The sequence below is a fragment of the Allobosea sp. Root483D1 genome (assembly GCF_001429505.1).
Classification (GTDB): domain Bacteria; phylum Pseudomonadota; class Alphaproteobacteria; order Rhizobiales; family Beijerinckiaceae; genus Allobosea.
The window spans coordinates 640,945-662,283 of record NZ_LMJW01000020.1 but is presented as its reverse complement, the minus strand read 5'-3'; the positions used below and the strand labels follow the sequence as shown (position 1 = coordinate 662,283).

Annotated in this window: 21 protein-coding genes; 8 read left to right on the top strand and 13 right to left on the bottom strand. The window is 66.4% G+C overall.

What is annotated here, in order from left to right; translation table 11 throughout:
- Positions 1-2: 2 nt before the first annotated feature.
- The 3 genes from ASE66_RS21725 to ASE66_RS21715 all read left to right on the top strand — a co-directional run bounded on the left by ASE66_RS21725 (position 3) and on the right by ASE66_RS21715 (position 3,748).
- On the top strand, positions 3-1,283 hold the full coding sequence (locus tag ASE66_RS21725; RefSeq protein ID WP_057191765.1) for a TRAP transporter large permease: 1,281 nt from the start codon (positions 3-5) through the stop codon (positions 1,281-1,283).
- Positions 1,280-2,749, top strand: coding sequence for a mannitol dehydrogenase family protein (locus ASE66_RS21720; RefSeq protein ID WP_057191764.1), 1,470 nt, complete (start codon positions 1,280-1,282; stop codon positions 2,747-2,749). Before ASE66_RS21725 ends, ASE66_RS21720 begins: the two co-directional genes overlap by 4 nt.
- A 138-nt stretch (positions 2,750-2,887) precedes the next feature.
- A complete protein-coding gene (locus ASE66_RS21715; RefSeq protein WP_057191763.1) occupies positions 2,888-3,748 on the top strand; it encodes a transporter substrate-binding domain-containing protein in 861 nt (286 codons plus the stop codon).
- Here ASE66_RS21715 and ASE66_RS21710 read toward each other — a convergent pair.
- The 5 genes from ASE66_RS21710 to ASE66_RS21690 form a co-directional block, all read right to left on the bottom strand.
- Positions 3,703-4,146, bottom strand: a complete 444-nt coding sequence (locus ASE66_RS21710) for a DUF983 domain-containing protein (RefSeq protein ID WP_082613631.1) — start codon at positions 4,144-4,146, stop codon at positions 3,703-3,705. The genes ASE66_RS21715 and ASE66_RS21710 overlap by 46 nt on opposite strands.
- 153 nt (positions 4,147-4,299) lie before the next feature.
- Complete coding sequence (locus tag ASE66_RS21705; protein ID WP_057191762.1) at positions 4,300-5,679, bottom strand: PLP-dependent aminotransferase family protein; 1,380 nt, start codon at positions 5,677-5,679, stop codon at positions 4,300-4,302.
- Between the two features lie 87 nt (positions 5,680-5,766).
- Positions 5,767-6,543, bottom strand: coding sequence for an ABC transporter permease (locus ASE66_RS21700; protein WP_057191761.1), 777 nt, complete (start codon positions 6,541-6,543; stop codon positions 5,767-5,769).
- Between the two features lie 25 nt (positions 6,544-6,568).
- Positions 6,569-7,369: an ABC transporter ATP-binding protein gene (locus tag ASE66_RS21695; RefSeq protein WP_082613658.1), complete on the bottom strand. Its 801-nt coding sequence runs from the start codon at positions 7,367-7,369 to the stop codon at positions 6,569-6,571.
- A 92-nt stretch (positions 7,370-7,461) separates the two neighbouring features.
- Entirely contained in the window at positions 7,462-8,541 is a 1,080-nt protein-coding gene (locus tag ASE66_RS21690) for an ABC transporter substrate-binding protein (RefSeq protein WP_082613630.1), read from the bottom strand.
- A 202-nt stretch (positions 8,542-8,743) separates the two neighbouring features.
- Between ASE66_RS21690 and ASE66_RS21685 the strand changes: the two genes are divergently transcribed.
- Positions 8,744-10,459 carry a lysine--tRNA ligase gene (locus tag ASE66_RS21685; protein WP_057191758.1) on the top strand — a complete coding sequence of 572 codons (1,716 nt, stop codon included), beginning with the start codon at positions 8,744-8,746 and terminating at the stop codon, positions 10,457-10,459.
- Between the two features lie 2 nt (positions 10,460-10,461).
- Positions 10,462-11,145 (top strand): nitroreductase, encoded by a 684-nt coding sequence (locus tag ASE66_RS21680; RefSeq protein WP_057191757.1) that lies wholly within the window; start codon positions 10,462-10,464, stop codon positions 11,143-11,145.
- Positions 11,146-11,161: 16 nt separating this feature from the next.
- On the opposite strand, the gene ASE66_RS21675 is transcribed toward ASE66_RS21680, so the two are convergent.
- Entirely contained in the window at positions 11,162-12,022 is an 861-nt protein-coding gene (locus tag ASE66_RS21675; RefSeq protein WP_057191756.1) for a calcium-binding protein, read from the bottom strand.
- A 169-nt stretch (positions 12,023-12,191) separates the two neighbouring features.
- The gene (locus tag ASE66_RS21670) at positions 12,192-12,713 is read right to left on the bottom strand and encodes a cysteine dioxygenase (protein WP_057191755.1); all 522 of its coding nucleotides are present in this window, start codon (positions 12,711-12,713) and stop codon (positions 12,192-12,194) included.
- A gap of 187 nt (positions 12,714-12,900) precedes the next feature.
- Here ASE66_RS21670 and ASE66_RS21665 point away from each other — a divergent pair, with 187 nt between their 5' ends.
- Positions 12,901-13,380, top strand: a complete 480-nt coding sequence (locus ASE66_RS21665; protein ID WP_057191754.1) for an Lrp/AsnC family transcriptional regulator — start codon at positions 12,901-12,903, stop codon at positions 13,378-13,380.
- A 6-nt stretch (positions 13,381-13,386) separates the two neighbouring features.
- Here ASE66_RS21665 and ASE66_RS21660 read toward each other — a convergent pair whose 3' ends face one another.
- The gene (locus ASE66_RS21660) at positions 13,387-15,447 is read right to left on the bottom strand and encodes a 3-hydroxyacyl-CoA dehydrogenase NAD-binding domain-containing protein (protein WP_057191753.1); all 2,061 of its coding nucleotides are present in this window, start codon (positions 15,445-15,447) and stop codon (positions 13,387-13,389) included.
- 160 nt (positions 15,448-15,607) lie between these two features.
- Between ASE66_RS21660 and ASE66_RS21655 the strand changes: the two genes are divergently transcribed.
- Both ASE66_RS21655 and ASE66_RS21650 read left to right on the top strand, forming a co-directional pair.
- On the top strand, positions 15,608-16,360 hold the full coding sequence (locus ASE66_RS21655; protein ID WP_057191752.1) for an enoyl-CoA hydratase-related protein: 753 nt from the start codon (positions 15,608-15,610) through the stop codon (positions 16,358-16,360).
- A gap of 108 nt (positions 16,361-16,468) precedes the next feature.
- Entirely contained in the window at positions 16,469-17,275 is an 807-nt protein-coding gene (locus ASE66_RS21650) for a transglutaminase-like domain-containing protein (protein ID WP_057191953.1), read from the top strand.
- Between the two features lie 32 nt (positions 17,276-17,307).
- On the opposite strand, the gene ASE66_RS32765 is transcribed toward ASE66_RS21650, so the two are convergent.
- The 5 genes from ASE66_RS32765 to ASE66_RS21625 form a co-directional block, all read right to left on the bottom strand.
- Positions 17,308-17,568 (bottom strand): hypothetical protein, encoded by a 261-nt coding sequence (locus tag ASE66_RS32765; RefSeq protein ID WP_200964626.1) that lies wholly within the window; start codon positions 17,566-17,568, stop codon positions 17,308-17,310.
- 133 nt (positions 17,569-17,701) lie between these two features.
- The gene (locus tag ASE66_RS32195; RefSeq protein WP_057191750.1) at positions 17,702-18,550 is read right to left on the bottom strand and encodes a metal ABC transporter permease; all 849 of its coding nucleotides are present in this window, start codon (positions 18,548-18,550) and stop codon (positions 17,702-17,704) included.
- On the bottom strand, positions 18,547-19,398 hold the full coding sequence (locus ASE66_RS32190) for a metal ABC transporter permease (RefSeq protein WP_200964634.1): 852 nt from the start codon (positions 19,396-19,398) through the stop codon (positions 18,547-18,549). The genes ASE66_RS32195 and ASE66_RS32190 overlap by 4 nt, the downstream gene beginning before the upstream one ends.
- Positions 19,398-20,306 carry a manganese/iron ABC transporter ATP-binding protein gene (locus tag ASE66_RS21630; protein ID WP_082613629.1) on the bottom strand — a complete coding sequence of 303 codons (909 nt, stop codon included), beginning with the start codon at positions 20,304-20,306 and terminating at the stop codon, positions 19,398-19,400. Before ASE66_RS21630 ends, ASE66_RS32190 begins: the two co-directional genes overlap by 1 nt.
- Complete coding sequence (locus ASE66_RS21625; RefSeq protein WP_057191748.1) at positions 20,303-21,223, bottom strand: metal ABC transporter substrate-binding protein; 921 nt, start codon at positions 21,221-21,223, stop codon at positions 20,303-20,305. The genes ASE66_RS21630 and ASE66_RS21625 overlap by 4 nt, the downstream gene beginning before the upstream one ends.
- Positions 21,224-21,339 lie beyond the last annotated feature (116 nt).

Sequence of the window (21,339 nt, the reverse complement as noted above, 5' to 3'; positions counted from 1 at the left end):
CCATGGAACTCTGGGTTCTCTTCGGCGTCTTCTCGCTGCTCTTGCTGATCGGCGTCCCCGTCGCCTTCTGCCTCGGCATCGCCTCGGTCGCGACCGTGGCCTTTATGGGCCTGCCGCCGGTCGTCGTCTTTCAGCAGATGAATTCCGGCATGAACGCCTTCGCCATGATGGCGATCCCGTTCTTCATCTATGCCGGTGACCTGATGATCCGCGGCGGCATCGCCGAGCGGCTGATCCAGATGGCGTCGAGCTTGGTCGGCCATCTCCGCGGCGGCCTCGGCCAGGTCAACGTCGTGACCTGCACACTCTTCGGCGGCATTTCCGGCTCGGCCGTGGCCGATGCCTCCGCCGTCGGCGGTCTGATGATCCCGCAGATGAAGAAGCGCGGCTACGACGCCGACTACGCCGTCAACGTCACGGCGAACGCGGCGATCATCGCGCTTTTGATTCCGCCCTCGCACAACATGATCATCTATTCGCTCTCGGCGGGCGGCAACATCTCGATCGCCGACCTCTTCACCGCCGGCGTCGTTCCCGGCCTGATGCTCTGCGGCGCCCTGATGTTCGCCGCCTGGGCGGTGGCGGTGAAGCGCGGCTACCCGCGCGAGGCCTTTCCGGGCTTTGCCGCCGTCGGCCGCTATGTCGTCGTCGCCACGCCAGGCATCCTGCTGATCGGCATCATCTTCGGCGGCGTTCGCTCCGGCGTCTTCACCGCGACGGAATCCTCCTGCGTCGCGGTGGTCTACGCCATCCTCGTCACCATCCTGGTCTACCGCCAATTGACCTGGACGGCCTTCGTCGAGGCGACGCTCGGCGCTGTCAGAACCACGGCGATGGTGCTTTTGGTGATCGGCACGGCCGGCTCCTTCGGCTGGCTGATGGCCTTCCTCGAAGTGCCGCAGGCGACGATCGCGGCGATGAAGGCGGTCTCCGACAACCCGCTCGTCATCCTGCTGATGATCAACCTGATCCTGCTGGTGCTCGGGACCTTCATGGACATGGCGCCGATGATCATCATCTGCACGCCGATCTTCCTGCCGGTGGTCAAGGCCTTCGGCGTCGACCCCGTGCATTTCGGCGTGATCCTGATCCTCAATGCCGGCATCGGACTGAACACCCCGCCGGTCGGCTCGGTGCAGTTCGTCGCCTGCGCCATCGGGCGGATCTCTATCGGCGAATCCATGCGCACGATCTGGCCCTTCTACGGCGCCTCTGTTGCCGTGCTGCTGCTGGTGACCTATGTGCCCGGCATCTCCCTCTGGCTGCCGAGGCTGTTCCATTGACCCGTCTGTCCTCCGCCACGCTCGCTTCCCTTCCGGCTGCCGTCAGGCGGCCGGGCTATGATCGGAGCAAGCTCACGCCCGGCATCGTCCATCTCGGCCTCGGCGCCTTTACTCGCGCCCATATGTGCGAGTTCACGGACGACGCGCTGGAGACCGAATTCGGCGCCTGGGGCATCATCGGCGCCAGCCTGCAGCGGCCGGACCAGCGCGACCGGCTGAAACCGCAAGACGGGCTCTATACCTTCCTGAAGCGCGCGCCTTCCGGACCGGAGCTGCGCGTCATTGGTTCGGTGCTCGACGTCCTCGTCGCCCCCGAGAGCCCGCAGGCGCTCGTCGCGCGCCTCGCCGCACCGGAGACGAAGATCGTCTCGCTCACCGTCACCGAGAAGGGCTATTGCCACGACCCGGCGACCGGCAAGCTCAAGGCCGATCATCCCGACATCGTCCACGACCTCGCCAATCCAGATGCACCGCGCTCGGCAGTCGGCCTGATCGTCGCCGGCCTCGCCGCCCGCAAGGCCGCCGGCCTCAGCCCCTTCACCGCGCTCTGCTGCGACAACCTCCCCTCCAACGGCCATGTGCTGGCCGGCCTCGTCCGCGACTTCGCTGCGCTGCGCGACGACAGGCTCACCGCCTGGATCGAAGCCAACGGCGCCTTCCCCTCGACCATGGTCGACCGGATCGTGCCGGCAACGACCGACGCCGACATCGCCGAGGTCGCGAGCCTTCTCGGGCTCGATGATGCCGCGCCCGTGATCGGCGAGCCTTTCCGGCAATGGGCGGTGGAAGACATCTTCGCTGCCGGCCGCCCGCGCTGGCACGAGGTTGGCGCGCAGATGGTCTCGGAGGTCGCCCCCTTCGAGTTCATGAAGCTGCGCATGCTCAATGGCGCGCATTCGAGCCTGGCCTATCTCGGCTATCTCGCCGGGCACGAGACGGTCGCGGCCGCGAGCGGCGATCCGGTCTTCGCCCGCTTCCTGCAGGGCCTCTGGGCCGAGATCATCCCGGCCGTCCCCGCACCGCAGGGCGTCGACCTGAAGACCTATGCTGCCGATCTGCTCGCCCGCTTCCAGAACCCGGCGATCAAGCATCGCACCTGGCAGATCGCCATGGACGGCTCGCAGAAGCTGCCGCAACGCCTGCTCGGCACCATCCGCGAACGCCTGAAGGCCGGAGCGCCGATCGAACATCTTTCGCTCGGCGTCGCCGCCTGGATGTCTTATGTCACCGGCACCGACGAGACGGGCGCTGCCATCGACGTGCGCGATCCGCTCGCCGCCGAGTTCGCGCTGCGCGCCAAGGCACTTGGCCGGGATGCCGTGGCGTTGAGCACGGCCCTGTTCGGCATCGGCGCGATCTTCGGCGACGACCTTCCGCGCGAGCAGCGCTTCACGCGGGCAGTAGCCGGTCATCTCGACAGCCTGTTCCAGAAGGGCGCGAAGGCAACGGCCGCGGCGCTGGGATAATGGATGCGCGTCATGGCCGGAGGAGGCTCTTATTGCGCCCTTCTCGTCCTGAGATTCTCGGGTCTGCGCTTCGCTCCGCCCGAGAATGACGAGCCTCTGCCCTTGATCCCCACCCCACCCTGACGCCAGATACAGGCGATGTTTGCCCGCCTCGCCAACGCCCTGGCCATGAGCGCCTTCGCCGCCCTGCTGGCCCTGCCCGCGAGCGGAGCGAAGGCCCAGACGCAGCCGGCCGCGACCTATGTCGTGCCGAACTACTGGGATCCGAATGTCCGGGTCGAGCGGCCTGATCTCGGCCCGCCGCGGGTGATCCGCTTTCTGACCGACGATGATTTCCCGCCTATGCATTTCGCCACGCCCGAAGGCGGCGTCACCGGCTTCTCGGTCGAGCTCGCCCGCGCCGTCTGCGAGAAGCTGGCCCTGAGCTGCACCATCCAGGCGCGCCGCTTCGACACCTTGCTGGACTCGCTCGCCGAAGGCCGCGGCGATGTGCTTGCCGCTGCGATTCCGGTCACGAGCGAATTACGCACACGCTTCGCCGCCAGCCAGATCTACCATCGCTCGCCGGCAAGGCTGCTGACGACACGCGGCAATGCCCGGGCCGATATCGAGCTGGCGGGCTTGCGCGGCACGCGCGTCGCCGTCGTCTCGGGCACGTCGCACGAGGCTTTCCTCGAACGCCTGGCGCCTTTCATCCAGCGCCGCACGGCTCCGGACCTGCAGGCGGCCCTTGCTCTGCTCCGCAGCGGCGATGCCGAATATGTCTTCGGGGACGGGGTTTCGCTTTCGCTGAGCATCGCCGGCCGCGGCGGCAGCGAGTTCGCCTTCGCTGGCGGCCCCTATCTCGAAGCACGCTATTTCGGCGAAGGCATCGGCTTCCTGCTGCGCAAGGACGATCTCGCTCTGAAGCGGGCGATCGACTACGCCCTGCAGGGCCTCTGGGACGATGGCACCTATGCCAGGCTGTTCATCCGGTTCTTCCCGGTCAGCCCATTCTGACCGTCATCCTTGGCCGGCTGGCTCGGCTTTGCCAAACGCCCTTCCTCGGCCTTGTAGAAGAACTGCGAAGCGACCAGCCAGCCCTTGAGCGGTCGCAAGGGCGGAATGCAGGTGAGCAGCACCAACGGCAGCGTCGTGACCAGATGCACCCAGGTCGGCGGGGTGTAAGTCAGTTCCAGCCAGAGCGGGAAGGCGACCGCCGGCACGCAGACGAACATCATCACGAAGAAGGCCGGCCCATCCGCCGGATCGGCGAAGGAATAATCGAGCCCGCAAGCCTCGCAACGCGGCTTCAATGTCAGGAAACCATCGAAGAGCTTGCCCTCGCCGCAACGCGGGCAGCGGCCACGCAAACCGGTCTTGAGCGGAGACAATGCCGGCCAATGCTGATGAGCCATGTCGTTCTCCAGGCGGTGGATGCGACCTGATTGACTGCATTCACCGAAGATACAGCGCTACATAAGCTCAATATTGACTGCAGTCAATATCTGATGAAATGCAACATTGCCGCAGGCATGCATTCGCTGGGCATGCAGTGGCTGCAGTCCTCATCAGAGCGCGCGGGCGCTGACTTCCGGCGCCTGCTCCAGCGCATGCGCCATGAAAGCGAGCGCATCGCCGAGCGCCTTGCGCCCAATCGGCCCGCCCAGGCAGATGCGGGCGGCCTCCGGCGCCGGACCTTTCACGGCAAAGGCGTCGCTGGCGACGAGGCCGACCCCGGTCGCCTGCATTTGCCCGACGAAGGCGGCGCGGGTCCAGGGCGGCGGCAGTTCCAGCCAGAGATTGAAGCTCAGCGGATCGGCGCGCCCCAAGCCCGCCGGCAGGATTTCGCCCGCAAGCTGCTGGCGCGCCGCCGTCTCCGCCCTGATGAAGTCGAGCAGTGCATCGGCGCTGCCATCTTCGATCCAGCGCGTCGCCAGCGCGGCGGTCAGCGGCGAGGCCATGATGCTGCTGGCGCGCAAGGCCGCGGCGAAGGGCCAACCCGAACGGAGGTCCGGCACGACGACATAGGCGAGCCGCAGGCCGGCGCCGAGGCATTTCGACAGGCCGGCGATGTGCCAGGTCAGCTCCGGCGCAAGTGCGGCGAAGGGAGCGGGCGCCGCCGTCGGCACGAAGCCATAGGCATCGTCCTCGATGATCGCCACGCCATGCCGGCGCGCGACCGCCGCGATCTCTTCACGCCGCCGAGCCGGCATCGTGATCGTCGTCGGATTCTGCAGGATCGGATTGAGATAGAGCGCCCTGGGCTTCAATCGCGTACAGGCATCGGCGAAGGCCTCGGGATCAAGGCCGTCGCCATCCATCGCCAGGCCAGTCAGAGACAGGCCGAGCTGCGCGCAGATCGAGCGGATGCCAGGATAGGTCAGCGCCTCGCACAGCACTGCATCGCCCGGCTTCGCGAGGCTGCTCAGGATCGCCAGCAATGCCGCATTCGCGCCCGGCACGACAAAAAGCTGCTCAGGCGCCGGCATAAGCCCGCGCCGGCCGAGCCAGAGCCCAGCCGCTGCCTTGTCGGCGGGCGCGCCGCCCAGCGGCTGATAGCGCATGAGACTGACCAGCCGGTCGCTGACCCCCACCATGCCCTGTCGCAGTCGAGTAATCAGCGAGGTATCGTCGGGCTCCGGCGGCAGGGTCATGGAGAGATCGACCAGTTCCGGCGAGGGCGCTCGCGGCACGGTGACCTTGGCTGGCGCAGCCTTGACGAAGGTCCCCTGCCCGACCCGCGACTCGACTAGCCCGCGCCGCTGCGCCTCGACATAGCCGCGCGCCACCGTGGTGAAGTCGACGGCAAGCGCCTCGGCCAGCCTGCGCTGCGGCGGCAGCCGCTCCCCGGCCGACAGCGTCCCCGCCGCGAGGTCGGCGGCGATGCGGTCGGCGATGGCGAGATAGCGCGGCTTGTCGCTCTGGGTCAGGTCAGGGAGCCAATCCATCGATGCGATCCGTAGTGAAGCGAACGCTGAATGGATTGACTGTATATTGTTGCGTGACCGCTCTGTCACTAGCGGCGAAACGCCTCTTCAGCCGACGATCTCGCCGCGGAAGGCCCAGCGCGTCATGCGGCGCTCGACCAGGGCGCAGGCTGCGTACATCAGCACGCCCATGATCGCGATGGCGAAGAGGCCGGCAAAGGTCGTGGCCGAATCGTTGCGGGCGCCGGCCGAGAGCATCAGGAAGCCGATGCCGCGATTGCCGCCGACCGTTTCGGAGATCACAGAGCCGATGAAGGCGAGCGTCACCGCGACCTTCAGGCTGGCGAAGAGATAGGGCATGGCGCGGGGAACGCCGACCTTGGTCAGGATCTCCCATTGGCTGGCGCCAAGCGAGCGCATCACATCGCGCATCTCCGGCTCGATCGTGGCAAGGCCGGTCGCGACGTTCACCACGATCGGGAAGAAGGAAATGACGAAGGCGGTAATGATCGCCGGCAAGGCGCCTACGCCGAGCCAGATCATCAGGATCGGCACGATCGCGACCTTGGGCACGGCGTTGAAAGCGATCAGCAGCGGGTAGAGGCCGGAGTAGACGAAGGGCGAGGCGCCGACGGCAAGGCCGAGCAGCACGCCAAAGCCGATCGCCAGCACGAAGCCGATCGCCGTCGTCCACAGGGTCTCCAGGCAGTATTTCAGCAGGATGTCCCAGCGCAGGACCATCACCTCGAAGATGCGGGACGGCCGCGGCGCCAGGATCTCCGGCACGTCGAAGACGATGCAGGCGAGCTCCCAGAGGATCAGCAGCGCCGCCATGGCGAGCCAGGGCATGGCAACGAGCAGAAGCCGCCTTTGCGTCTCGGTCATTGTCTCGGTCCTGCCGGGGGCCGCATCAGGCATGCTCCATATGGATGCGCTCGCGCAGGTCGTGGACGATCTCGACGAATTCCGCGGTGAAGGTCGTTTCCAGCGTGCGCGGGCGCGGCAGCTCGATCTTGCTGACCTTGACGATCCGTCCCGGCCGGCGGCTCATCACATAGACGGTATCGGCGAGATAGACCGCTTCGCGCAGATCATGCGTCACCAGCACGGCGGTGAAGCGCCGCTCGAGCCAGAGCGCCTGCATCACGCCCCAGAGCTCCTCACGCGTGAAGGCGTCGAGCGCGCCAAAGGGCTCGTCGAGCATCATGATCTCGGGCTCGTGCACCAAAGCCCGGCAGAGGCTGGAGCGCTGCTGCATGCCGCCCGAGAGCTGCCAGGGGAACTTGTCGCCGAAGCCGCCAAGGCCGACCGAGGCGAGCAGCTTCTCGACCCGCTCGATATACTCCGCCTTGTTCTTGCGGAAACGGCGCTTATGCGGCTCGACCACTTCGAGCGGCAGCAGGATGTTGTCGCGCGTCGTGCGCCAGGGCATCAGGGTCGGCGCCTGGAAGGCCATGCCGACGCCGCGGATCGGGCCCTTGACCGGCTGGCCATGGACGCGGACCTCGCCACCCGTCGGCGGCAGCAGCCCGGTGACCAGCTTCATCAAGGTCGACTTGCCGCAGCCGGAAGGGCCGACGACGGCGATGAACTCGCCCTTGGCGATGTCGAGCGTCGCATCCTCCAGCGCCAGCATGCGCGAGGGACCGCTGCCATAGGCAAGGCTGACCTTGCGCAATTCGACAAGAGGCGTGTCGGAAGAAGCCGGCATGAAGAGCGTCATTCTCGGGCTTGTCCCGAGAATCTCAGGACGAAAAAACTCCAGGAGCTGACCGGCTCAAGGCCGGCCAACTCCGCCGAACACTACGGCGCGACCATGCGCTCCGCCTTGGGCGGCAGGTACTTGTTGGTGAACACCTTGTCGGGCGCCGGCGCAGCAGGCAGGCCGAAGGCATCGGCGACATCGACGACCGAGCGGGCAAAGCGGGCCGGATCGACATCGCCCATGCCGTTCTCTTTCACGAACGGCGTCAGGATGTTCATCTTGAGCGACAGGTCGAGGCGCTCGGTCTCGAGCTTCTCGTCGATCAGCGGATCGCGCTTCTTGGCGGCAGCGATACCCAGAGCCGGATTGGCAGCGACTTCCTTCCAGGCCTTGGCGGTGGCGCGCAGGAAGCCTTTGACCACCTCCGGCTTCTCGGCGAAGGCCGGCGAGACGATGATACCGTTGCCGTACACGTCCATCTTGTAGTCGGAGTAGTTGAAGGAGACGATGTCCTCCAGCTTCACACCGCGCGCCCTGAGGTCGAGAACCGAGGAGAAGTAGTGGCCGCTGATGAAGTCGACCGTGCCCTGCACCATCGACTGCTCGCGCAATTGCGGCGTCAGGTTGACGTGATTGACGGTCTTGGAGTCGATGCCGACCTTCTTGGCGAAGGCGGGGAAGAGCCGGAACGAGGCGTCGAACACCGGCGCGCCGAGCTTCTTGCCGGCGAGATCGGCGGGCTTGCTGATCCCGGTCTTCTTCAGCGTGTGCACGCCGAAGGGCGGGAAGTCATAGGCCATGAAGACGCAGAGGATCTCCTTGCCGGCGTTCTTGGCGTTGTATTCGATCAGCGAGTTCACATCGGCAAAACCGATGTCGTAGGCGCCGGTGGCGACGCGCTGGACCGCGCCAGCCGAGCCCTGGCCGGGATCCATGGTCACGTCGAGCCCCTCGGCTTTGTAGTAGCCCTTCTCCAGCGCCACCAGGAAGGGCGAGGTCGGCCCCTGGAACACCCAGTCGAGCGTGAACTTCACCGCGGTCTGCGCCTGGGCCGGAGACATCGCTCCCAGGGCCAAGGCCGCTGCGCCGGCAAGCACGAAACGCCGGCTGATCGCCCGCGCCAAGCCTCCGCCGGCCCGCTGTGAGCCGGACTGCCCCCACTTCACCTCACGAAACATCGAAACCGACCCCTGCTTTTGTTGTACGACGACGCTAGCGGGGCCCTATCGGGAGTCAATCGACCGGCCGGGGTTGTCTGCCGGTTTTTTGAGCAAGCGTTTTCCATCTTGCCGGCAGGCAGCGCTGCGGCTGTTGCGCGGCCCCCCCATATCTGCGAAACCGCCCGCTTCCCTGCCCTGTCCAGCGAGACTTGAAGCCAAAATGCCCGCTTTCGACCCCGCGCTCATCGAAGCCGCCCGCGTCTCGGCCGCCTGGCCGTTCGAGGAAGCCAAGAAGCTCGTGGCGCGGCTGCAGAAATCGGGCAAGCAGGAGGCGGTTTTCGAGACCGGCTACGGTCCCTCCGGCCTGCCGCATATCGGCACTTTCGGCGAGGTCGCGCGCACCTCGATGGTGCGCCACGCCTTTCAGGTGCTGACCAACGGCGCCATCCCGACCCGGCTGATCGCCTTCTCGGACGATCTCGACGGCCTGCGCAAGGTGCCGGACAACGTCCCGAACAAGGAGCTGCTGGCGCGCCATCTCGGCAAGCCGCTGACCGAGGTGCCGGATCCGTTCGGCACGCATGACTCGTTCGGCCGGCACAATAATGCCCGGCTCTGCGCCTTCCTCGACCAGTTCGGCTTCGACTACGAGTTCAAGTCCTCGACCGACGCCTATTGCGCCGGCGAGTTCGACGCGACCCTGCTCAGGATGCTGGCCCGCTTCGACAAGATCATGTCGATCATGCTGGCGACCCTGCGCGAAGAACGCGCCGCGACCTATTCGCCCTTCCTGCCGATCCACCCGAAGACCCGGATCGTCATGCAGGTGCCGATCGAAGCGCGCGACGTCGAGGCCGGCACCATCACCTGGACCGATCCGGCGACGGGCGAGCGCTTCACCACCCCGGTGACCGGCGGCAATGCCAAGCTGCAATGGAAGCCGGACTGGGCGATGCGCTGGGTCGCGCTCGGCGTCGACTACGAGATGGCCGGCAAGGATCTGATCGACTCGGTCAAGGTCTCCTCGCAGATCGCCCGCGCCATCGAAGGCACGCCGCCCGAGGGCTTCAACTACGAGCTCTTCCTCGACGAGCAGGGCCAGAAAATCTCGAAGTCGAAGGGCAACGGCCTCACCATCGAGGACTGGTTGAGCTACGGTTCGCCGGAATCGCTGGCGCTGTTCATGTACTCGCGTCCGCGCGAGGCCAAGAAGCTGCATTTCGACGTGATCCCGCGCGCGGTCGACGACTACCTGCAGTTCCTTGGCGGCTATGACCGGCAGGACTTGAAGAACCGGCTCGGCAACCCGGTTTGGCACATCCATGCCGGCACGCCGCCGCAGCCGGAGGTGATCGCCACCGGCGAAGGCGACAATGCGGTACGCACGCAGATCTCGTTCTCGCTGCTGATGAACCTCGTCGCCGTCGCGAATTCCGAGGACAAGGCCGTGCTCTGGGGCTTCCTGCAGCGCTATGCGCCCGGCATCTCGCCGCAGACGCATCCGCGGCTCGACGCGCTGGTCGGCTACGCGCTCGCCTATTTCCGCGACTTCGTAAAGCCGGCAAAGCATTACCGCCCGGCCGACGAGACCGAGCGTGCGGCTTTCATCGCGCTCGACGCCGCCATTGCCGCTCTGCCGGCCGATGCGAGCGCCGAGACGGTGCAGGACACAGCGCTCGATGTCGCCCGCGCCATCCCGCGCTATCAGAACCTCACCGCCAAGAACGCGACGCCCGAGCGGCCGGGCGTCTCCGGCGACTGGTGGAAGGCGATCTACCAGGTGATGTTCGGTGAGGATCAGGGCCCGCGCTTCGGCTCCTTTGCCGCGATCTACGGGCTCGACAACACCCGAAAGCTGATCGCCAAGGCGCTCGACGGCGGCTTGATCCGCGAGCACGAGGCTTTCCTGGCGGCGCGCCAGCCGCTCAGCGCCTGACCATGGAAGCGCTGGCGGCGGAGGCGGTCGAAAAGGCCATCGCCGGCCGCCGCGCGGTGCGCGCCTTCCTGCCCGATCCGGTCGATCCTGCGCTGGTGCGCCGCCTGGTCGAACTGGCGGCGCAGGCTCCGAGCGGCACCAACATGCAGCCCTGGCGCCTGCGCGTGCTCGGCCCTCGATCGCGCGCTCGGCTGGAGACAGCGCTGCTTGCCGCGCTCGACGATCCATCCCCGCGGGAGGAGGAGTATCGCTATTATCCGACGACCTTCCGCGAGCCCTATCTCTCGCGCCGCCGCAAGATTGGCTGGGATCTCTACGGCCTGCTCGGCGTCGCCAAGGGCGACCATGCCGGCATGCGCCGTCAGACCGAGGCCAATCTGCGTTTCTTCGGCGCGCCGGTCGCGCTGATGCTGACGGTCGACCGCGATCTCGAGATCGGCTCCTGGCTCGACCTCGGCGGCTTCATCCAGACACTGCTGATCGCGGCGCAGGGCCACGGCCTCGATTCCTGCCCTCAGGCGATTTTCGCCAGCTTTCACAGGGTCGTCAGGCGCGAGCTCGTCATCCCGGAGAACGAGGTCGTGGTCTGCGGCATCGCGCTCGGCAAGGCCGATCCGGATGCGCCGGCCAACCGGCTCGTGCCGGAGCGCGAGCCGGTCGAGAGCTTCACCAGCTGGCTGGACTAGCCCGGAGCTGTTGCGTTCAGAACATGAAGTCGGAGGCCGTGAGATTGATCTCGCCGACGAGATCGATCTCGAAATCAGCCACGCCATCGCCGTTCACATCGCCGGTGACGAAGGTGTTCCCGTTCGAAACCTCATAGCGAAGCTGGCCTGCCTCGCCACTGAACCCATCCGTGCCGATGAAGGCGAAATCCTCCTGCTCGGCCGTGTTGGCATCGGCATCCATCGCCAGCAGGATGTCGTCTGCGCCCTGCGTGAAGCCATGGATGACGTCGCGCGCGGCTGCTCCCGGAGCACTGTCGCTGGCATTCCAGTAGACGAAGACGTCGCGGCCGAGATCGCCGTAGAGGAAATCCTTGCCGCCATCGCCCTGCAACTCGTCCGTGTAGAAAAAATTGCCGGAATTGTCGCCGCCGCTCTGGATCGTGTCGGAGCCGGCACCGCCCAGAAGGAAATCGGCGCCGTTGCCGCCGTTGAGCGTATCATTGCCGTCGCCGCCGGACATGATGTCCCGCTCGTCGCTGCCATAGAGCGTATCGTTGCCGCCCTCGCCATCGGCGATGCCGCCGCGGAGCACGACATCGTTGCCATTGCCGCCATAGATCAGGTCGTACTGCCCGCCGCCGTCGATGAGGTCGTTGCCGTCACCGCCATAGAGCTGGTCCTGGCCTTCGCCGCCATAGAGGCGGTCATTCCCACCGCCGCCATGAATGACGTCGAAGCCGTCGCCGCCGGACAACATGTCGGCAAGCGAGCTGCCCGTCATATGGTCATCACCACCGCGACCATAGGCGGTCCAACCTGTTGTGCCGGTCTCGGCCACCCAGGAATCGTTACCTTCGGTACCGTCCCAACGGTTCTGCAGAACGTTCAGGCTCATGCCTCAAGTCTCCTTGACAGCTGGCCCACCCGTTGATCTCCCCGCCGACAGGGTCGGCGCAGGTTACGACATCATGATGGCAGAGAGGCGCGACCCGAGAGTTCCCCGGCGCATGATCGCAGGCGCAGCCGGCATCCCGGCCAGCGCTTTTGCCTGACTGCCCGGAGTTTCAGCCCGCCACGGCGGTGTATTCGGTCTCGACCGAGGAATCGTGGAGATGGTGGTCGTAGCCGTAGATGTGGATCGAGATCGCGTCGCCCATGCCGCGATTCTGCATGCGGTGGATGTTCGGGCCTGATGGCACCATGCAGGCGACGTAAGCAGCCTGGCGCTCCTGCTCTTCGGTCGGCACGGCGCGGTTCGCATCGATAGCGCGATACCAGGTTTCCGTGACCGTGCCCGATACGACCCCGAAGCAGCACGAGCAGTGATGGTCGTGGATGCAGGTCGTCGAGCCCTCGCCCCAGACGATCGCCCAGACGCTGACGGCATCGTTGCCGGCGAGGAGGTTGCGGGTATAGCCGCCCGGTTTGCGCAGCAGCGGCAGGCGCTGGATCAAATCGGGAACGGCGACGAGCTCGTTGAGAACAGCACGGGCCGCAGCAAGATAATCGCGCGAGCAAGTTCCCTCATGGGTCCGCAGCGCATTCAGGACCGCCCCGCGCCGCTCTTCGCCCAGAAAGCCCTGCATATTCCCCGTCTCCCGTCGTGATCGATGACAGGGAGAATGATAAGCCGAGCCCGAGGGCAATGGTTTGCAAAACCCCGCCCGAAGCGAGTCGGAATTAGAAAACAATACCAATTTCTATAACGATATGAGAAACAGATTCCTCATGATAGATCACGTTTGATATTTTGTTCCGAGAAAGCTCGCAAGCATGGCAAAGCTCGATGCCTTCGACCTGCGCATTCTCGCGCTCCTGCAGGAGGATACGAGCAAGCCGCTGGCTGAGCTCGCCGAAGCGGTCGGGCTGTCACCGACCCCCTGCTGGCGACGCATCCAGAAGCTTGAGGCGCAAGGCCATATCAGGAAGCGGGTCGCACTGCTCGACCGCGACAAGCTGAAAGCCGGCGTCACCGTCTTCATCGCGGTGAAGACCGCACGGCATACGATGGAATGGCTCGAGCGCTTCCACGCCGCCGTGCACGACTTGCCCGAGATCGTCGATTTCTACCGGATGAGCGGCGACATCGACTATCTGCTCAAGGCCTATGTCTCGGACATCACCGCCTATGACGCGCTCTACAAGAAGCTGATCTCGCGCATCGAGCTGAGCGACGTCACCTCCATGTTCGCCATGGAGGAGCTGAAGTCGACCACGGCGATCCCCCTCGGCTTCGCCGCCGAGGAACGGTAGCGTCGTTCAAGCGAAGCCCTTGCCCTCGGCCGCCAGCCGGCGCAGTAGCGGAGCCGGTTCGAGCGAGGCATCGCCGCTCTCCGCCGCCTGCTGCTCCAGCCGCTTGACGATCACGTCGAGCCCGGTGCTCTCAGCCCAATGCATCGGCCCGCCGCGCCAGGCCGGCCAGTTGTAGCCGTTGAGCCAGACCGTATCGATGTCGCCGGCGCGCGTCGCGATGCCCTCGTCGAGGATGCGCGCGCCCTCGTTCACCATCGGGTCGAGCAACCGCGCCAGGATCTCTTCGCTGGTGAAGCTGCGCCGCGTCACGCCTTTGCTGGCCGAGACCTCAGCGATCAGCGCCTCGACCTCCGGATCGCGCTCGCCGGCGCGGGCACCCTCGGGATAACGGTAATAGCCGCGCCCGGTCTTCTGGCCGAACCAGCCGCGCTCGCAGATCGCATCCGCCACCGCCGCGCTCTTGCCGCGCGCCTTTCGGCTGCGCCAGCTGATGTCGTTGCCGGCGAGGTCGGACATGGCGAAGGGCCCCATCTTGAAGCCGAAGCCGGTCAGCGCCGCATCGACCTCGTGCGGCAAGGCACCGGCGACGAGCAGGCGCTCGGCGGCGCGGGTGCGTGCCTCCAGAATGCGGTTGCCAACGAAGCCGAAGCAGTTGCCGACCACGACCGGGACCTTGCCGAGCTTGCGCCCGAGCGCGATCGCGGTGGCGACCACATCGGCGGCGACACCGGCGGGCCGGACGATCTCGAGCAACTTCATCACATTGGCCGGGCTGAAGAAATGCAGGCCGAGCACGTCCGCCGGCCGGCTCGTCACGGCGGCGATCTCGGCAAGGTCGAGATAGGAGGTGTTGCTGGCGAGGATCGCACCCGGCTTGGCGATACCGTCGAGCGCGCCGAAGATCTCGCGCTTGACGCCCATCTCCTCGAAGGCGGCTTCGACCACGATATCGGCCTCCGCCGCAGCAGAAAGCCCGACTGCCGGCGTGATCAGCGCCATGCGCTGCTCACGCACCGCCTCGCTCATCGAGCCGCGCTTGACCGAGAAGCCATAAGTGTCGCGCACCCGGGCATGGCCCTTGTCGACCTGCTCCTGCGTGGTCTCGATCAGGGTCACCGGGATGCCGGCATTGGCGAAGCACATGGCGATGCCGCCGCCCATGGTGCCGGCGCCGATGACGGCAGCGCGCGCGATCGGGCGCGGCTTCACGCTATCGTCGATCCCGGGGACTTTCGCCGCTTCGCGCTCGGCGAAGAAGACATAGCGCAGCGCCTTGGAGCGCTCGTCGGCGAGGAGCTTCACGAACAGCGCCCGCTCGGTCGCGAGCCCTTCCGACAGCGGCAGCGTCAGCGCTCCGCGCACCGCCTCGACCAGCGCCGCGACATTCGGCATCTCGCCGGACTTCGCCAGCACATCCTTCGCCAGCGCCTCGAAGGCCTCGCGCTCGGCCGCCGTCAGCTTGTCGATGCGCTCGCCGGTCTTTGCCGGCGCGCCCTTGCCTGCCAGCTCCTGCGCCAGCGCAATGGCGGCTCCGACGGCGTCGGTCTCGACGAGCTTGTCGACCAGCCCGAGCGCCAGCGCCTTCTGCGCCGGGATCGGCTCGCCCGAGAGCATCATCGGGAAGGCGGCGGCGGCCCCGATCAGGCGCGGCAGGCGCTGCGTGCCACCGGCGCCGGGGATCAGGCCGAGCTTGATCTCCGGCAGGCCGAGCCTGGCGGCCGGCGTCGCAACGCGGCCATGGCAGACGAGCGCGACTTCGAGCCCACCGCCGAGAGCGACGCCTTCGATCGCCGCGACGACCGGTTTCGTCGCGTTCTCGATGGCTGCCAGCAGATCCGGCAGGATCGGCGGCGCCGGCGGCTTGCCGAATTCGCTGATGTCGGCGCCGGCGATGAAAGCCTTGCCCTGCGCGGCAATGACCAGCGCAACCACGTCGCTGTCAGCCATCGCCTGCGTCAGCGCCCGCAGGAGGTCGGCACGCAGCGCTGCGCTCAAGGCGTTGACCGGCGGATTGTGCAGCGTCGCGATCGCCACCTGGCCTTGGCGGGTGAGGGTGACGGTCTGCATGCCTGCCTCCATTTGTGCGCTGCGAGCCGCAAGGAGCCGAGCGCGAGCGATGCTGTCAAGCCAGACACCGTTGCGCCCGCTCCGCTTCCTTGACCGGTCAGCTTGGCTCGCCCATCGTCTGCCGCCCGCTTCCGGCGGGAGAGACGATGAGAAGGTTTGCATGACCGAGACCGTTCTGAGCGAGACCCCGGCCGAGGGCATCAGGCAGATCACCATGAACCGGCCCGACCGGCGCAATGCGCTCGACCGGGCGACCTATCAGGGGCTGATCGACGCGCTCGCCGCCGCGGATGCGGACGAGACGGTCCGGGCCGTCGTCCTCACCGGCGCGGGCGGCTGCTTCACCAGCGGCAACGACATCAAGGATTTCGCCGTGGCGGCTGCAACCGGCGTCGGCGCCGAGATCGCCATCGACTTCCTGACCGCGATCTCGACCGCGAAGAAGCCGATCGTCGCCGCGGCCGAAGGTTTCGCCGTCGGCATCGGCACCACCATGCTGCTGCATTGCGATCTCGCCTTCGCCGGGCGCAGCGCGAGCTTCCGCCTGCCCTTCGTCAGCCTCGGCCTCTGCCCGGAAGGCGGGTCGAGCTATCTCCTGCCCCTGATCGCCGGCTCCAAGCGCGCCGCCGAGCTGCTGATGCTGGGCGAAGCCTTCGGCCCCGAACTGGCGCAGGAAGCCGGCCTGATCAACGGCGTCGCCGACGAGGGTGGCGCGCTCGCAGTTGCGCTGGAGAAGGCAAAAGCACTGGCAGCTCTGCCGCCGCAATCAGTCGCGCTGACCAAGGCTTTGCTCAAGCGCGGCAGTGCCGCGGCCGTCGCCGAGACGATCGCGACCGAGGCGCGCCATTTCGGCGAGCGGCTGCAATCGGCCGAAGCGCAGGCCGCCTTCATGGCCTTCCTGACCAAGCGCTGACGCCGAGCACAATCCCGGCGCCCATCCGTCGCGTCGCTGTCGCGGGAATCGCGGAACTTCCTGCTCCTCATCACGTTGACGCGCGTCAACGACCACAAGGAGCAGGAAGTGAAACTGAAGGTCGTCGCCACCCTCGTCTATCGCTTCGACCACGAAACGCCGGTGATCGTCGCGATCGAGCCGGCGCGATCCCCGGATCAGACCATCCTCTCGGAGCGGCTGCTGATCGATCAGCCCGCCGAATTGATCCGCGACCTGGACGCGGACACAGGCATGCGTCGCTTCCGCACCGTGCTCTCAGGTCAGGTCTCGATCCAGTATCAGGGCACGATCGACAATGGCCTGCGCCCCTTCCTGCAGGCTGGCGCGCAGCAGCATGCCTGGGCCGAATTGCCGGCGGAGGTGCTGCCTTATCTGCTGCCGAGCCGGTTCTGCCCGTCCGACAGCTTGATGCGCTTCGCCCAGCGCGAGTTCAGCGACATCGAGGCCGGCGGCGCCAAGGTGCTCGCCGTCGTCGATTGGCTCCAGGAGCATGTCGACTACGTCCACGGTGTCAGCAACGCCCAGACCACGGCCGAGCAGACCTTCATCGACCGGGCCGGTGTCTGCCGCGACTTCAGCCATCTCGGCATCGCGCTCTGCCGCGCGCTCAACCTGCCGGCGCGTGCCGTCAGCGCCTATGCCGCCGACCTCGACCCGCCGGATTTCCACGCCGTCTTCGAGGTCTTCCTCGACGGGCGCTGGTGGCTGGTCGACCCAACCCGGCTTGCGCCGATCGAGGGCATGGTCCGCATCGCCGCCGGGCGCGACGCTGCCGACATCGCCTTCCTGACCAGCGGCAGCCTATGCCAGTGCCTCAGCCAATGGGTCGAGGTCACGCGGACCGAGGACAGCGAGCCCGCCGAGGCGGCCTGACTCGCCGATGAGCCGGCCGCTCAGCCGCGGCTTCAATCATCGTCGTCATCGTCACGACGGCGCCTGTGCCTCCGCCAGCGATAGTAATCGTCATCGCGCCAACGCCGCCGGTAGCCATCGTCGTCATAGCGGCGGCGATACCACCGGCGGCGGCGCCGACGATCGTCATCGTCGTCATCATCATCGTCGGCCTGCGCCGTCGTCACGGTCAGCACTGAGCCGGCGATCGCCAGGGGCAGGACCGCCAGCGCCAGCCGCAGCAAACCCCGTCGTCTTTCGTCGATCTCGGTCATCATCCGCTCCTCTCTGCCGGCCCTGGCCGGCCTCCTCCCCCGACACAACACGGCGGGTTTGAGATGAACGAACGCTGAGCGGCTTTATTCCCGGCGGGCGGCTTTCGATTTTCGTCAGTCGCCACGGTCCGGTTCAGATCGGCTGCGCCGTGACCAGCTTCCGCGTCTTGAGGAGACTGCGCGCCAGCGCAGCGAGGAAGATGACCGCCTGCACGACGACGATGCACGGTCCTGTCGCGACATCGAGATGGAAGCTCAGGATCGTTCCGAAGACGCTCGACAGGACAGCGGCGGCGATCGCGACCAGCAGCATCAGGTCGAAGCGGCGTGTCGTCAGATAGCCGATCGCGCCCGGCGCGATCAGCATGGCGACGACGAGGATGATGCCGACCGCCTTCAGCGCCGCGACGATGGTCAGCGCCAGCATGGCGAGCAGGCCGAAATGCAGCGCCCTGACCGGCAAACCGATCGCCCGGGCATGCGCCGGATCGAAGGCGTGCAGCAGGAAATCGCGTCGCTTCGCCAGCATGATGCCGGCAACCGGCAAGGCGATCAGCGCCGTCTCGGCGATGTCCGCCCAGGTCACGCCGAGCATGTTGCCGAACAGGATGTGCATGAGGTGCTGGTCGCTATCGACCTTGACGAAGAGCACGAGGCCGAGCGCAAACATGCCGGAGAAGACGATGCCCATCACCGTGTCCTCCTTCACCCGGCTGTTCTCCTTGAGGTAGCCGATGCCGAAGGCGCAGGTCAGGCCGGCAGCGAAAGCGCCGAGCGCCAGCGGCAGGCTGGCGATATGGGCCAGCACGATGCCGGGCAGCACCGCATGCGAGACCGCATCGCCCATCAGCGACCAGCCCTTGAGCACCAGAATGCAGGACAGCACGGCGCAGACGAAGCCGACCATCACCGCAATGGCGAGGCCGCGCAGCATGAACTCATGCGCGAAGGGCGCGAGCAGCCAGTCCTGGATCAGGCTCATGCCGCGCCTCCTACGCTGGCGGCGCGACGCGCACCGAGGCGGCCATGCTTGGGCGCGAACAGGAAGGCGAGGAGGAACAGCGCCGTCTGGAACACGACGATCAGCCCGCCGGTCGAGCCATCAAGGAAATAGCTGGCATAAGCGCCGACCGCCGAGGTCACGACGCCCATCGTCACCGCGATCGCGATCAGCCGGCCGAAGCGGTCGGTCAGCAGATAGGCGGTCGCGCCTGGCGTAACCACCATGGCGATGACGAGGCAGGCCCCCACCGTCTGCAGAGCCGCGACCGTGCAGGCCGAGAGCAGCACGAAGAACAGGATCTTCAGCCGTGTCGGCGACAGGCCGACGGCACGCGCCTGGTTCTCGTCGAAGAAGACCAGCATCAGGTCTTTCCAGCGCAGCAGCAGGATGGCGAGCGAGATAAAAGCGATGATCGCGACCTGGATCACGTCCTCGTCGGAGATGCCGAGGATGTTGCCGAGCACGATCGACTGGACGTTGACCGAGGTCGGGTTGATCGAGACGATCAGCAGGCCGACGGCGAAGAAGCTGGTGAAGACGATGCCGATGACGGCATCCTCGCGCAGTTGCGTGCGCACCCGGACCAGCGCCATGGCGAGCGCCGCCAGCAGGCCGGAGAAGAAGGCGCCGGCGGCATAGGGAACCTTCAGGAGATAGGCGAGCGCGACGCCGGGCACGATCGCGTGCGCCAGCGCATCGCCCATCAGCGACCAGCCCTTGAGCATCAGATAGCAGGACAGAAAGGCGCAGACACCGCCGACCAGGGCCGAGACCCAGATCGCCTTGACCATGTACTGGTAGCCGAACGGTTCGAGCAGGAGCTCCATCACGGCCGGCCATCCTTCCTGCCGGCGGCAGGCTTCTCGTGATCGCGATCGCCATAGAAGACGAGCGGACGCTCGTCATCGGTGATCACGGTGACACGCCGATCGTCGGCATCGGCATGCAGGCTCGCACCTTCCAGGCGGAAATGCCGGAGCGCGCCGCCGAAGGCCTTCTGCAGATTGTCCTGTGTGAAGGTCGTCTCGGTCGGCCCGGCCGCGAGCACCGTCTTGTTGACGATCACGACCTGGTCGCAGAAATCCGGGATCGAGCCGAGATTATGGGTCGAGACCAGCATCAGCCGACCTTCCGCCCAGAGTTCGCGCATCAGCCCGACGATCTGGTCCTCGGTCTTGACGTCGACGCCGGTGAAGGGCTCGTCGAGCAGGATCACCTGCCCGCCCTGCGCCAGAGCGCGGGCGAGGAAGACGCGCTTGCGCTGGCCGCCGGAGAGCTCGCCGATCTGGCGGCGGCGGAACTCCAGCATGTTGACGCGTTCGAGCGCCTGCTCGGCCGCCTCGCGATCGGCTTTTCGCGGCAGGCGCATGAAGCCCATATGGCCATAGCGCCCCATCATCACGACGTCATCGACCAGGACCGGGAAAGTCCAGTCGACCTCCTCGGCCTGCGGCACATAGGCGACGAGCCCGCGCTTCAGCGCTTGGCGCACCTCCATGCCGGCGATGCTGACCAGTCCTTGCGCCGGCTTGAGAAAACCCATCAGTGTCTTGAAGATCGTCGACTTGCCCGAGCCGTTGACGCCGACCAGCGCGCAGATCGTGCCCGGGCCGAGCGCGAAGGAGGCGTCGTTCACCGCGGTGACGCCATTGGCGTAGCGCACGGTGACGCCGCTGACCACGATCGAGGGCAGCGGCCCCTGCCCCGGGCGGATTTCGGCAGTCTGCACGTTCACTGGCCGAACCCCTTGGCGATCGTGTCGACGGTGACTTCGAGCAGCTTGAGATAGGTCGGCACCGCGCCGCGGGCATCCGAGAGCGAGTCGACATAAAGCACGCCGCCGTACTTGGCGCCGGTCTCGCGTCCGACCTGTTTCGCGGCCTTGTCCGAGATCGTGCTCTCGCTGAACACCGCCGGGAGCTTGTTCTTGCGGACGAGGTCGATCAGCCGGCGCACCTGCTGCGGCGTGCCCTGCTCGTCGGCATTGATCGGCCAGAGATAGGCTTCGCGCCAGCCATAGTCGCGGGTGAGATAGCTGAAGGCGCCCTCGCTGGAGACCAGCCAGCGCTTGTCGGCCGGGACCTTGTCGAGACGGGCGCGCAGGGGAGCGTCGATCGCCCTAATCTCGGCCGAATAGGAAGCGGCGTTTTTGGCATAGGTCGCGGCATTGGCCGGATCGGCCTCGGCCAGCGCCTTGCGGATGTTCTCGACATAGATCAGCGCGCTTGCCGTCGACATCCAGGCATGCGGGTTGGGCCTGCCCTCATAGGGCCCTTCCTTGATGCCCATCGGCTCGATGCCCGTGGTCACCACGGCGCTCTTCACGTCCTTCACATTGTCGAAGAACTTCTCGAACCAGCGCTCGAGGTTCATGCCGTTCCACAAGACGAGATCGGCCGACTGCGCCTTCACCACGTCGAGCGGCGTCGGCTGGTAGTCGTGGATCTCGGCGCCCGGCTTGGTGATCGACTCGACGATAGCGGCCGTGCCGGCGACGTTCTGGGCGATATCCTGGATCACCGTGAAGGTCGTGACGACGCGCAAGGGCTTGCCTGGCGTGGCCTGCGCGACGGCGCTGGCGATGGAACCGGAAAGACCGGCCACCAGCGTCATGACAGCGGCAAGGGCAAGGGAATAGCGGCGCGACAGCATGATCTCTCCGATGGCGGAACGGGGGATATCTCACGCTATTGCAAACCACTTGCATTTGTCAACGCAATTGCAAACGAATTGCGATAAGGGATTTTTGCAAATGCGTCTCAGGGTTG

What these genes read in the sequence shown, in the direction of transcription:
- ASE66_RS21685 (WP_057191758.1), top strand. Translation starts at nt 8,744, where the DNA reads ATGCCCGCTTTCGACCCCGCGCTCATCGAAGCCGCCCGCGTCTCGGCC.
- ASE66_RS32195 (WP_057191750.1), bottom strand. Translation starts at nt 18,550, where the DNA reads ATGAGCCTGATCCAGGACTGGCTGCTCGCGCCCTTCGCGCATGAGTTC.
- ASE66_RS21715 (WP_057191763.1), top strand. Translation starts at nt 2,888, where the DNA reads ATGTTTGCCCGCCTCGCCAACGCCCTGGCCATGAGCGCCTTCGCCGCC.
- ASE66_RS21680 (WP_057191757.1), top strand. Translation starts at nt 10,462, where the DNA reads ATGGAAGCGCTGGCGGCGGAGGCGGTCGAAAAGGCCATCGCCGGCCGC.
- ASE66_RS21690 (WP_082613630.1), bottom strand. Translation starts at nt 8,541, where the DNA reads ATGTTTCGTGAGGTGAAGTGGGGGCAGTCCGGCTCACAGCGGGCCGGC.
- ASE66_RS32765 (WP_200964626.1), bottom strand. Translation starts at nt 17,568, where the DNA reads ATGACCGAGATCGACGAAAGACGACGGGGTTTGCTGCGGCTGGCGCTG.
- ASE66_RS21665 (WP_057191754.1), top strand. Translation starts at nt 12,901, where the DNA reads ATGGCAAAGCTCGATGCCTTCGACCTGCGCATTCTCGCGCTCCTGCAG.
- ASE66_RS21710 (WP_082613631.1), bottom strand. Translation starts at nt 4,146, where the DNA reads ATGGCTCATCAGCATTGGCCGGCATTGTCTCCGCTCAAGACCGGTTTG.
- ASE66_RS21695 (WP_082613658.1), bottom strand. Translation starts at nt 7,369, where the DNA reads ATGCCGGCTTCTTCCGACACGCCTCTTGTCGAATTGCGCAAGGTCAGC.
- ASE66_RS21725 (WP_057191765.1), top strand. Translation starts at nt 3, where the DNA reads ATGGAACTCTGGGTTCTCTTCGGCGTCTTCTCGCTGCTCTTGCTGATC.
- ASE66_RS21660 (WP_057191753.1), bottom strand. Translation starts at nt 15,447, where the DNA reads ATGCAGACCGTCACCCTCACCCGCCAAGGCCAGGTGGCGATCGCGACG.
- ASE66_RS21700 (WP_057191761.1), bottom strand. Translation starts at nt 6,543, where the DNA reads ATGACCGAGACGCAAAGGCGGCTTCTGCTCGTTGCCATGCCCTGGCTC.
- ASE66_RS21625 (WP_057191748.1), bottom strand. Translation starts at nt 21,223, where the DNA reads ATGCTGTCGCGCCGCTATTCCCTTGCCCTTGCCGCTGTCATGACGCTG.
- ASE66_RS21670 (WP_057191755.1), bottom strand. Translation starts at nt 12,713, where the DNA reads ATGCAGGGCTTTCTGGGCGAAGAGCGGCGCGGGGCGGTCCTGAATGCG.
- ASE66_RS21675 (WP_057191756.1), bottom strand. Translation starts at nt 12,022, where the DNA reads ATGAGCCTGAACGTTCTGCAGAACCGTTGGGACGGTACCGAAGGTAAC.
- ASE66_RS21655 (WP_057191752.1), top strand. Translation starts at nt 15,608, where the DNA reads ATGACCGAGACCGTTCTGAGCGAGACCCCGGCCGAGGGCATCAGGCAG.
- ASE66_RS21705 (WP_057191762.1), bottom strand. Translation starts at nt 5,679, where the DNA reads ATGGATTGGCTCCCTGACCTGACCCAGAGCGACAAGCCGCGCTATCTC.
- ASE66_RS32190 (WP_200964634.1), bottom strand. Translation starts at nt 19,398, where the DNA reads ATGGAGCTCCTGCTCGAACCGTTCGGCTACCAGTACATGGTCAAGGCG.